Raw genomic sequence first — 11,969 nt, 5'->3', positions numbered from 1 at the left:
TCCCAGACCAATCTATCCACTCCTTCACTTAGTACTCTGCTAATCTGAGCCGCGACCGTGAGGGAGCGGATAAGAGGTTGAATCAACACCCGATCGACAACCATCAAACAATTATTTAGTAAAGAAACCGTTAAAACCAGTAAATAGGCTAAAAAATTAACAATAATCAAGGTATATTATTAACTAATTACATTGCATTAGTCATTTAAAAAGGCATAATTGAATTTATAATGTCAGAATGAATAAGTGCAAATATACTACTATAATTTAAATAGACCTTTTGTGGAAAATTATTATGGGCGAGATGACACCAGATGTTCCAACACCAGATACCCCGGCACCAGATACCCCGGCACCAGATGCCCCGGCAACTGAAGGACCTGCAGCGAAAGGAATAAAGCCATCCTGGATAAAGAATAAAATTAAAAACTGGGCAAAGGATGCCATAGCTAATTCCGATAGTGAAAAGAAACAGAAAGAATTAGAAAATGAAAAAGATCCCAATATGTATTTTGCCAAATGCATGATGCAATTGATGGAGCTTGCTTATGCATCGGCGCTAGATAAAATGCTCTCAGGCAAAAAAGACGATAAAAAGAAAGAGAAAGAAGAAAAAAAGGAAGAGGAACAAACTGCTAAGCAAAAAAAAGATGACCAAGAGACTGTAAAAGATGACCAAGCTAAAAAAACACAAGATCAACAGAAACAAGCTATTCAGGCAGAGAAGCCGGTAGTAGAGGGAACAGTCGACGCCGTTCAAGAGGGCCCTGAAAATCCGCAGAAGGACGCAACTCCAACAGACACCACTCAACAAGTGTATTCACCGGCTACACAAATGGATCAAGTGCCTAATACCAAGGTATCTGCAACCGATCAACAAGCGGTACAAGAATCAGTTGGACCTGATCAAGGTTCAGTTTCTACGCAACCAACACCCCAATCAACTCCAGATCTAGGGGTTAGAGCCCCTACTATTTCTAATCCCTAAAGTTTATTGACTAAGAGCTAATATTGGCTCTTAGTTTAAATCTACATACGTTCCATCAGCTTATGAGGTAAACTCTCAATCCTACCAGCCTGTGTGACAATCACGTAATTCAATTTTCTTTGCAGCTCACTGATCGAATCTGCGCCTGCATAGGTCAATCCGGATCGCAAACCACCTACAATATCAGCTATGATTGCATCAGGATCGTCTTTATAGGGGACGTCCGTGGCTACTCCTTCGGCTGTTTTCCATTCATGCATCTGCCCCAAAAATTCTTCCTGAGCTTCTTTTGATGCCATACCACGATATCGTTTAACTTTGGTCCCATCTGATTTTTTAATCACTTCTCCGGGAGTAGGCGCTGTTCCTGCTAAAATGCCCCCTATCATCACAAAGTCAGCGCCAAAAGCTAATGCCTTAACGATGTCTCCTGAGGTTTTGATTCCACCATCAGCAACAATGGATCTATCGGAACGTGAACAATCTTGAATACAAGTCAGCATAGGGACACCAAAGCCCGTTTTTATACGCGTACTGCAAACAGAGCCTCCACCGATACCCGCTTTGATAATGTCTGCTCCACAAGAGGCTAGGTAATCAGCTCCTGCATAGGTGGCCACATTTCCTGCCATAATGCAGCGGCTGCCTAGCATTTGGCGCAGACTTTTCAGTGTTTTGCCAACGTACTTTGCATGGGCATGAGCAACGTCGACGCAATAATAATCTGCTCCTGCATCACGTAGAGCTTCTGCGCGTTGTAGTTCATTTTCAGTACAGCCGACAGAAACAAACGCTGGTCCCTTGCATTTTTTAAATTCAGCAATGTTTTCCTCAATCGTCATAAAACGATGCAAGGCGCCCATAGCACCTTTGCTGGACATAAAGTTAGCCATGTTGCTTTCAGTAATTGTGTCCATGTTCGCGCTGATGATGGGGAGGCTAAGCGTGAGCTTAGCCAAGCGATCCGTGCTGCTGGTATCCACTACACGTCTAGACTCATGGTGGTTATAAGAAGGCACCAGTAAAACGTCGTCAAAAGTAATGGCTTGTTCAGTCATTATGATACATCCTCAATAGAGTTTCGCAGACTACAAATGCTCAGCGGCATAAAATGCCAATCTTGAGCGTTCACCGCGGGTTAAAGTCATGTGGGCACTGTGCTCCCAGCTCTTGAATCGATCCACTGCATAAGTTAATCCAGAAGTCGTTTCGGTCAAATAAGGGGTGTCAATTTGTTTGATATCACCCAAGCAAATGATTTTACTACCAGGACCAGCCCTTGTAACTAATGTTTTAATTTGTTTTGAAGTTAAATTTTGTGCTTCATCAATAATGATATAGCGGTTTAAGAAAGTTCTTCCTCGCATAAAGTTGAGGGAGCGGATTTTAATTTTATGTTGCAATAAATCTTGGGTGGCTCCTCGACCAAAGCTACCTCCTACTTGTGACCCATGGAGTACTTCTAGGTTATCCATCAAAGCACCCATCCAAGGAGTCATTTTTTCTTCCTCAGTACCGGGTAAGAATCCAATGTCTTCACCAACTGGAATAGTAACGCGCGTCATTAGAATTTCTGTATAACGATTTTGATCCATGACTTGGGTAAGACCTGCAGCAATCGTAAGAAGTGTCTTCCCGGTTCCCGCTGATCCCTGTAAACTAACAAAATCAATTTCAGGATCAAGAAGAAGGTTTAAGGAAAAATTCTGCTCTCTATTGCGGGCATTAATACCCCAGACAGAATGTTTGGATTGAGAGTAATCTCGTACCAATTGAACAATGGCATTGTCTCCATCGATCTTTTTGACGATGGCTTGGAATTGGTTGTCTTCAGTGCTGATGCAATCGTTATGATTCCACTGAGTGACTAATGGACCAGCAACCTTGTAAAAAGTTTTCCCACTTTCTTGCCATGATCCCATGTCTTTTGCATGCGTGTCCCAAAAATTATTGTCGAGGATGTGCAAGCCACGATGCAGCAGGTTTACATCATCAAGTACCTGGTCATTGTAATAGTCTTCGGCATGTATTCCTAATATACCAGCTTTAATACGGAGATTAATGTCTTTAGAGATAATAATGACCTGCTTTTGTCCTTGATATTTTTTTTGGAGACCCAAGGCAGTAGCCAGAATAGTATTATCTACTTTATGGCCAGGCAAGGTGGATGGAATGACTTGACCAAATTCATCCGTTTGGAAAAAAAGTCTACCACTGCTCTTTTCACTACGGTTGTTGCTGTAAGAAGGAATAATTAAGCCAGAGACGATTTGATCGTGGCTTGCATTACTCATTAGTTCCACCAACATGCGGTTAGTTTGCCTAACGTTCCGAGCCAATTCAGAAGTCCCTGTTTTATGACGATCTAATTCTTCAAGAACAACCATGGGTAGATAGATGTCGTGTTCTTCAAAATGGTATATGGCAGTAGGATCATGCATGAGTATGTTGGTATCAAGCACGAACAGTTTGCGATTGGTATTGTCCATAAATTCACCTTTTTAACTAAATAATTCATATCTGCCTAAGAAGTAGATCGGTTTGATTCATTCTAGGGTCTGTTGACTTTGATCAAAATGCCTTGATTTTATTTAACTCCTTGAACTTTAAGTCCTATTCCCATTGTGCTGAGCTGGCAAGCTTACGTCAAGAACTATATTGCATGGGAAGGACAACAATAAACAAACGAAAAATAGGGAGGGAGACGGACCCTGAGGGGTCGACTCATTTTTTAAAATGGGGCATTTATACCAAAGGTCGGGTGCTTCGCCGAATGGCGCTGCCTTAAGCGGTGTGATTAGGTTCATCTATACGGCTCACATCGCTCCGCTTGCTGGCGCGCGGCTCTGTTCTTTCTTTGCTGTCTGAATCAAATCCTAGTCACAGCAGGGAGTGAACCGAGCCGCGCGCGTCAGCAAGCGGATACGGAACTATCCGTTTTCACGAATGATGCTGCTAAGGCAGCGCCATTCGGCGAAGCGCCGGACCTACGCTTACTGACCCTCAGAGAAGAGATTCGTTGGGGCACTATAATAGGTGTCGATCCCTCAGAGACGGCCTCCACTGGGGTCCGTCTCCTTTGTTGGTTGTATCCATCATTCTCTCAAGAAGCAGATTCGTCAACTAAACGCAGACTTTTTAGCTCTTTATTATTAAAAACCCACCAAGTTGCTAACGCCATGATTAGCAAGAAGATCCCAACAGAATAAAGGTTTCGGTGATCGATTAAGCGTCCAATATAAGTGCCGAATGAGGCGAAGCAAAGCAATATAAGGCTTCTAACAGCGGATGCCGAACCACGACAATCATCAAAACATTGCAAGGCTCGTGATGTCGTTGCTCCCCAAAGCACGGCTGAACTCATGATGTAAACAGCCATGTCGAGGGCATTATAAAGTTGGTAATTACTCCAATGGAAATAAACGCCAAGCAACAGCATAAGGCTACTTAAGATAGCCAGCTGAATACCTAGTGCTATCGTTTTGTCTATGCCGAAGCGATTAAATAATTTGGTAGCAAGCAATGATCCAAGGACAAATCCCATTGATGTAGACATAAGGAGTAAACCCATTTGGTCTGGTGAAATTTGAACATTGGAATAGTAAAAGGGCGCTACGGTAAGGAAGCACCATTCTCCACAGTTGAGTAAGCCGAACAAAGAGATATAAGAAATAAAGGTTTTGTTCTTAATGATGGAATAGTAGTTCACCAATTGATTTTTTATCCTTGGGGTTTCGCTTTTGGCGATAGAGGCTTGTTTTGGCAAGCACAGCATCATGAAGGTTAGAATCAATGAATAGACTGCAATGCAATAAAGATTAGAGTGCCAACCATAAAGGACATCAAGCTTGCCACCTAAAGCGGGAGCAAATAAAGGGATTACTGCCGTGAGCGTCCCAACCCAAGTCAAGATTCGGGCTCCAGCATCTTTGGGAAACAGATCTTGAATTAATGCCCAGCCTGCAACAGGGACTACAACGCCACCTGCTCCTTGAATAAACCGGCTAATCAGAAATAATTGAATGGAATCAGTCATGAGGTTTAACAAAGATCCCACTAAAAAAATGAGCATGCCTAGAAAAAGGGTTTTTCTGCGTCCTATTTGATCGGCAACTATACCCCAGATTAATACAGTGGCGAACTGTCCAATCATGAACATGGAAATGATTAATTTGGCATCGTTGGCTGAAACTTCTAAATCGTAGGCAATATGAGGAAGGCTAGGCAATAGAATATCTGTTCCAATGAGAATTAGAACGCATGCTGCAATAACAATGAATAGTTGCATATTGCGAATAAACATATTTTAGCCTTTGCTTCATGGTTATAAGGCCTAATTTTAGGCCATAGACTTCACTGCATTAAGCACTTCATCCACATGCCCAGGTACACTTACTTTACGCCACTCGTGTTTGAGAATACCCTTTTGGTCTATAATAAATGTACTCCGTTCAATTCCTCTTACTTGTTTGCCGTACATTGATTTCATTTTAATCACATCGAAGAGTTTACACAACTGCTCATCTTTATCACTGATTAATTCAAACGGAAATTCCTGTTTGCACTTGAAATTATCATGAGATTTTAGGCTGTCTCTTGATATTCCAAAAATGACTGAATTTAAGGATTGAAATTGAGAGTATGCGTCACGGAAATTTTGTCCCTCGGTGGTGCAGCCAGGGGTAGAGTCCTTAGGATAAAAGTAGAGAACGACAATTTTTCCCTTATAATCACTGAGTCGTGCATGGAGATCATTGGTTCCTTCAAAGGTAAAATCTGATACATATTCACCTACATTCATTCTCTATCTCCTCAACTGTGCTTTTTCATTAAACGAGAGCGATCTCTATTCCAATCTCTGTCTTTGATGGCATCCCGTTTGTCATGTTCTTTTTTGCCCTTCGCTAAAGCGATTTTAATTTTAATTTTGTTTTTTTTCCAATACAAAGAAATTGGAACTATGGTATAACCTTGACGTTCTACGCTACCGATTAGATGGCTTAATTCTTTCCGATTAAGAAGTAACTTACGCGTTCTGATTGGATCGGGGATAAAGTGCGTCGAAACGGTTGGAAGAGGATTAATTTGGGCACCCAATAAAAAGGCTTCTCCGTTTTTAATGATAATATGAGAGTCTGAAATATTAATTTTTCCAGCTCGTAAGCTTTTAACCTCCCAACCCTCAAGCGCAATACCGGCCTCATATTGATCTTCAATGAAATACTCAAAGCCTGCTTTACGGTTAAATACAATGGTGGAGTCGGATTGCTTTTTGGTCGTCATGATTCTTTGATATTAAAGTCAGTAGCGTTCTCTGTCATGTTTATAATCCAATGGCAGCTGGGGTAAAACACGCTCTAACTGATGGTTAACGGCAACTCGGTTATCAAATACAAAACACTCCCCTTCCCAAAGGGATTGATCTTTCGGGATGGATTCCATGTACTTTAGAATTCCATCATGAAGCTGATAAACGTGATTAAAACCTTGTTCTTTCATAAAAGCGGTTGTTTTTTCGCAACGAATGCCTCCAGTACAGAACATGGCGATTTTTTTATCTTTCTTATCACTTAAATGTTTTTCAACGTATTCAGGAAATTCCCTAAAGTTTTCAATATTAGGGTTTATTGCATTTTTGAACGTACCCAGGTCAAATTCATAATCATTGCGAGTATCAATCAAGATAACCTCAGGATCTTGAATAAGAGCATGCCACTCTTCAGGGCTTAGGTAGGTTCCTTCATTTATCGAAGGATCGATATTCGAAATACCCATGGTAACAATTTCGTTGCGAAGTTTTACCTTCGCTTTTTCAAAGGGATTCTCAACATCATAGGTTTCTTTAAAGTGAAGATCGCTAAAATAGGGATCTGAATGCAAGAAAGAATAAAATTGCTCCATTTGTTCCCTATTACCAGCAAAACCACCATTAACACCTTCTTTTGCCAGTATAATAGTCCCCTTAATGCCAATTTCATGCATTTTAGCAAGAATCGGTTCTCTTTTTGACTCATAATCATCAATTGGAACAAATTTATAAAAAGAAGTAATAACGATGTCTTTCATGGGAAAACTCAAAAAACAAAAGTGATCCGAGAAAGTTACCATTTACGCACTATTTTATCAATAGGATTGTTTAAATTAATAACCAATTAATAATTCGTTAATCAATATAATTTACAATTATACATTATGGTTGTTTTGTGATGTATAACTGTCATGCGCTGGGTAGATTATTTTAGAAAATCACCTGTAGCGGTTAGATTAGAAACCGCTCTGGCAGGAAGATTTAAATTGGTTGAGCACAGTGATGGCTTACCCAGTACTGCCAATACTGATGTTGAGGAAGCGATGGTTATTATCAACCTAGATGTTACTCAAGATCCAATAAAATGTGCATTAAGTTACGCTTATGAACTTAAAAATTTAGAAAATGCGGCCAAATATAAAACACTGATCGATGCGGCAAAAAATCGACAAATATCAAAACTTCAATTTATCAACAACGCCATTGATCTTGAGGCAGAAGCTGCCTACTTTAGATGTCAAGTGTACATCGAATTGTCTATGGATGATGGTCTTTGCCCTTTCAACAGAGCGTATTTACGTATGTTTGTAGAAACCAGTGATTTAACCCATGGACAAAGAGTAGGGGTATTTGCTCAGTACATCAAAGAAAATGCTTTAGTAAGAAGGCAGTTTAGTGCCAAAAAGTATTATGCTGATAGTTTTGACTGTTACTCCGGTAAATGCTCATTTCCTGGTTTTTATGATAAAAAGCCTGGACATGTTATGATGGTTAATCATGCTGAGGAGAGCTATTTTGATGAGCTCGAAAAACCAAGCTCGATCCCAAAAACATGATTACAATGGGGACGGACCCCACTGGGGGTCCGTCCCCATACTCCCTGATCCTCTCAGAGCCATTTTTTATCAGGCATAAAGTGAATATTCAACGAGGCGTTGACAAGAACTTAGTTCCAAGCATACTCTAAGGGTTGAGCTAAAGCTTCTGTTTTTGCTGGCTTTTAAATAAGGAGGTTTATATGGTTGGAAACAATAGGATATGTCGCTGGCTTTTTATTGCGTTACTTGCAATTCCCTTTGTAGGTTTTACCGCTGCTCCAGTCAAATCAATGGTGGTCTTTGGAGATAGTTTATCCGATGTGGGTAATACAACTCACCTGCTTAAAAGCCTCCGTCAAGAAGAAGATCCCGCTTTTCTAGTTGCTCCCTTTAAAATATTCGTCATTAATAAAATGATAGAGTTTGCAGATGATTACTACGTTCCTCAGATTGTGTTGGATGCTGGTATCGCTGCAGTAACTGATTTTTTTGATCATGAATTAGCACCCTATATTGCTAATTTGGTTGCCAAAGTTAAGTTAGTACCAGTTCTACCTGGACAGCCTTATTGGAAATATCGATTCTCCAATGGAAAGATCTGGGCTGAGTACTTAGCAGAAATGATGTCTATTCAAAAAAGCGATGATGATGTGTACTTAAACAGGGCTTTTGGTGGTAGTTGGGCATCAACTTATGACTACCAATTAACTGTTTGGAATCTTATTCGTCATCCATTAGGAACAATCAAGAACTTGATCGTGGGAAAACTTGTTCCTCCAAGTCTTGGTTTGACAGTTCAAGCTTACCTTCTTGAACATCAAACATTGAATGATCAATCCGTGTATTTTATCTATTCAGGTGGTAATGATTACATTAATGTGTTGTTCTTTGAAGACAACTACAACACCGATGTAATGAGTACTTACATTGATAACGTGTTGGATAGCATTACCTCTGCAATGCAAAAATTAGTTAAAGCAGGTGCAAAACGTTTTGTGGTGATGGGAGTTCCAAATATTGGTGAAACGCCAAAATTTGTGAAAACCACTGACCGCGAAGTACTCAATGCTGCTGTTGAACAACATAACCAACGTTTAGCTAAACGCATAGAAGCGATGAAGGAGCAAAATCCGGACCTTGATATCTTATTCGTTGATACACAAAACTATTTACAAAGAGCATTAGTCGATCCAGAAAAATATGGATTTTATAATGTGAAAGATGCGTGTATCGATGTGAAGTTTCCTATGTTACACAAGATAATGAATCGTACACCGTTCCCAAATAACTACGTGTTACAATACATGCAGGTTCTACAGTATCGTGACAGTAGCTTTGCACCAGGTGAAACAAACTATCATGTGTGTGATGCACCAGAAGATTATTTATTCTGGGATGAAATTCATCCAAGCACGAAAGCGCATCAGTTGATGGCGTATGAAGTTTGCCAAGAAATGCTAAAACATGGTTACGATGTAACTTGTAAACAACCTGAAGTCGGCTAGACAGTTAGGTTTTACTGATTGCTTACCAAAACAAGCCATGGTGCTTGTTTTGGTAAATTCAACTTTGCTTTAGAGATTTGCTATTCTTTATGTCATAATTCCCCTTTAATGCGAATACCGAAACGAGGAGTTGTTTATGTGCGGGATTATGGGTGCCGTATCAGAACGAGATATTAGTAAGGTTTTACTAGAGGGCCTTCGTCGCCTAGAATACAGAGGATATGATTCTGCAGGTATAGCAGTTATTGATCATCAATCGCACTTAAAGCGAGTAAGAATACAAGGTAAGGTTCAGAATCTTGCTGACGCCATGCAAGAAACATCAATCGCAGGAAACATTGGGATTGCTCATACGCGTTGGGCAACTCATGGTAAACCCTCAGAACAAAATGCTCATCCCCATCTTTCTCATGGTCAAATTGCTTTAGTTCATAATGGAATTATTGAAAATCATGATCATTTACGACAAAGATTGTTAACACATGGTTACCAATTTACTTCAGAAACAGACACAGAAGTAGCTGCCCACTTGATTCATTATTATTATCAACAAAACGAGAATTTACTGTTGGCAGTACAAACTGCTGCATCGGAAATGCATGGTGCTTTTGCACTAGGAGTTATACATCAACAAAGACCCGAGGAATTAGTCGCTATTCGTAAAGGTAGTCCGTTGGTTTTAGGATTCGGTATTGGGGAAAACTTTATCGCTTCTGATTCATTAGCCTTACGATCGTTTGCTCAAACAGTGATCTACATGGAAGAAGGGGATAGTGCCCTTGTCACGGCGCATCAAATAAAAGTTTACAACCTAAGTAAAGCACAAGTTCAACGGACAACACATCCATTAACGAGTGACTCTGAAATAGCCAGTAAGGGGCCGTATCGTCATTTTATGATGAAGGAGATATTTGAGCAGTCAAAAGTTCTTGCTGACACCATTGAAGGTCGAATCAGTAGTTTAGAAGTTTTAAAGGCCAGCTTCGGAGAACGTGCTAGCCATGTGTTTCCAAAAGTGAAACAAATTCACATAGTGGCCTGTGGGACTAGTTATCACGCAGGGTTGGTTGCTAAATATTGGCTAGAATCCTTGGCAAAAATACCTACTCAAGTTGAAATCGCCAGTGAATACCGTTATAGAGAGATTGTTGTACCACCAAATACCTTATTTATTACTGTCTCTCAATCCGGTGAGACGGCCGATACATTAGCCGCTTTGAATAAAGCGAAACAGCTTGACTATTTGGCAAGTTTAGCCATATGTAATGTGGCTACCAGCACTTTGGTGAGAGAAGCCGATTGTGTTTTTCTAACCAGGGCGGGAATTGAAATTGGGGTAGCATCCACGAAGGCATTTACAACGCAATTGGCTGCTTTTTTAATGCTAGCTACCGCACTTTGCCATGATGAGAGATCCCAAGAGGTATTAAAACAACTGATGGAATTGCCTTTCTGTTGTGAAAAAGTGTTGCAAATGAATGCAGAAATTGAAGGACTTGCATCTGGATTTGTCAACAAAGCCCACACTTTGTTTTTGGGGCGGGGTGTACAATTCCCGGTAGCTTTGGAAGGGGCATTAAAACTAAAAGAAATTTCGTATATTCACGCAGAAGCCTATCCAGCAGGGGAATTAAAACACGGACCTCTGGCTCTGGTCGATAAAGACATGCCTGTTATTGCAGTGGCCCCCAACGACGAACTTTTGGATAAATTAAAATCCAATTTGCATGAAGTGAGTGCTAGGGGTGGGCAGTTATTCGTTTTTGTTGATGACTCTCAACAATGGAATGCAAATGGAGCTCGATTGATTCGAGTGCCTTCTTGTGGCGTATGGACCGCGCCAATCATTTATACCCTGCCCTTACAATTGCTTGCTTATCATGTTGCTGTAGCGAAAGGTACTGACGTCGATCAACCAAGAAATTTAGCAAAATCGGTGACTGTGGAGTGAGTAAAGGTCAACAATTTTGGCGTACTCTTTGGAATGAGGGACGCCTTCCCTTCCATAAAGACGAAGTGAATGAAGACTTGGTGCGCTTCTTTCCACTCCTCAATATGCCCCCCAATTCGAGAGTACTGGTTCCACTGTGTGGTAAAAGTGTAGATATGCTCTGGTTGGTTCAACAAGGGTATCAAGTGATTGGAATAGAACTTGTAGAAAAGGCAGTCCATGAATTTGCTGCAGAACATAGTATTGATTTTAAGCAAGAGCGTTTAGGCCATACAACTCGTTATTTCACAGACAATCTAGACGTTTTAGTTGCAGATATTTTTACAATGGATAAGTCGCTTATTGCTCCTGTAGATGGAATCTATGATCGTGGGGCCTTAGTAGCTCTTCCAGGACAATTACGACCTAATTATGCGGACATTTGCATGAGTTGGCTTAAACCCAATGCGTCTATTTTGCTGAAAACCCTTGAATATGATCAACGCCTAATGGAAGGTCCCCCATACAGCGTATCTTCAGAGGAAGTGAAGCAACTTTATAGAGGCTCTACACACATTGGCTTATTAAAAAATCAAGTGCGAGATCCGCTTAGCACTGATCATTTATTTCAACGAGGTGTACAAAACGTAAGGGATTTTGTTTGGTTGATTGGTCAATTTAATATCGCATTATAGAATAG

Annotated in this window: 11 protein-coding genes; 5 read left to right on the top strand and 6 right to left on the bottom strand. The window is 40.5% G+C overall.

The genetic code is table 11. The annotated features are described in order from the left end of the window. Positions 1-295 precede the first annotated feature (295 nt). Positions 296-988, top strand: a complete 693-nt coding sequence (locus tag Lwal_RS10305; protein ID WP_058480716.1) for a hypothetical protein — start codon at positions 296-298, stop codon at positions 986-988. A 41-nt stretch (positions 989-1,029) separates the two neighbouring features. Here the strand turns inward: Lwal_RS10305 and Lwal_RS10300 are convergent, their stop codons facing one another. The 6 genes from Lwal_RS10300 to trhO all read right to left on the bottom strand — a co-directional run bounded on the left by Lwal_RS10300 (position 1,030) and on the right by trhO (position 7,054). Then, the gene (locus Lwal_RS10300) at positions 1,030-2,046 is read right to left on the bottom strand and encodes a guanosine monophosphate reductase (RefSeq protein WP_058480715.1); all 1,017 of its coding nucleotides are present in this window, start codon (positions 2,044-2,046) and stop codon (positions 1,030-1,032) included. A 30-nt stretch (positions 2,047-2,076) separates the two neighbouring features. Then, complete coding sequence (locus Lwal_RS10295) at positions 2,077-3,477, bottom strand: PhoH family protein (protein ID WP_058480714.1); 1,401 nt, start codon at positions 3,475-3,477, stop codon at positions 2,077-2,079. 614 nt (positions 3,478-4,091) lie between these two features. Then, positions 4,092-5,291 (bottom strand): MFS transporter, encoded by a 1,200-nt coding sequence (locus Lwal_RS10290; RefSeq protein ID WP_058480713.1) that lies wholly within the window; start codon positions 5,289-5,291, stop codon positions 4,092-4,094. 36 nt (positions 5,292-5,327) lie between these two features. Continuing rightward, positions 5,328-5,789, bottom strand: coding sequence for a peroxiredoxin (locus tag Lwal_RS10285; protein WP_058480712.1), 462 nt, complete (start codon positions 5,787-5,789; stop codon positions 5,328-5,330). 11 nt (positions 5,790-5,800) lie between these two features. After that, positions 5,801-6,271: an SsrA-binding protein SmpB gene (gene smpB, locus Lwal_RS10280; RefSeq protein ID WP_058480711.1), complete on the bottom strand. Its 471-nt coding sequence runs from the start codon at positions 6,269-6,271 to the stop codon at positions 5,801-5,803. Between the two features lie 18 nt (positions 6,272-6,289). After that, on the bottom strand, positions 6,290-7,054 hold the full coding sequence (trhO, locus tag Lwal_RS10275) for an oxygen-dependent tRNA uridine(34) hydroxylase TrhO (RefSeq protein WP_058480710.1): 765 nt from the start codon (positions 7,052-7,054) through the stop codon (positions 6,290-6,292). A gap of 153 nt (positions 7,055-7,207) precedes the next feature. Between trhO and Lwal_RS10270 the strand changes: the two genes are divergently transcribed. The 4 genes from Lwal_RS10270 to Lwal_RS10255 all read left to right on the top strand — a co-directional run bounded on the left by Lwal_RS10270 (position 7,208) and on the right by Lwal_RS10255 (position 11,964). Continuing rightward, positions 7,208-7,852, top strand: a complete 645-nt coding sequence (locus Lwal_RS10270) for a hypothetical protein (protein ID WP_058480709.1) — start codon at positions 7,208-7,210, stop codon at positions 7,850-7,852. A 182-nt stretch (positions 7,853-8,034) separates the two neighbouring features. Then, on the top strand, positions 8,035-9,339 hold the full coding sequence (gene plaC / locus Lwal_RS10265; protein WP_058480708.1) for a lysophospholipase/glycerophospholipid:cholesterol acyltransferase PlaC: 1,305 nt from the start codon (positions 8,035-8,037) through the stop codon (positions 9,337-9,339). A 136-nt stretch (positions 9,340-9,475) separates the two neighbouring features. Continuing rightward, positions 9,476-11,290, top strand: a complete 1,815-nt coding sequence (gene glmS / locus Lwal_RS10260) for a glutamine--fructose-6-phosphate transaminase (isomerizing) (RefSeq protein ID WP_058480707.1) — start codon at positions 9,476-9,478, stop codon at positions 11,288-11,290. After that, positions 11,287-11,964 carry a thiopurine S-methyltransferase gene (locus Lwal_RS10255; protein WP_058480706.1) on the top strand — a complete coding sequence of 226 codons (678 nt, stop codon included), beginning with the start codon at positions 11,287-11,289 and terminating at the stop codon, positions 11,962-11,964. The genes glmS and Lwal_RS10255 overlap by 4 nt, the downstream gene beginning before the upstream one ends. Positions 11,965-11,969: the final 5 nt, after the last annotated feature.

This window comes from Legionella waltersii, from assembly GCF_001468085.1.
Taxonomy (GTDB): Bacteria; Pseudomonadota; Gammaproteobacteria; order Legionellales; family Legionellaceae; genus Legionella; species Legionella waltersii.
The sequence above is the reverse complement of the archived record's forward strand: the minus strand, read 5'-3'. Positions and strand labels throughout refer to the sequence as shown.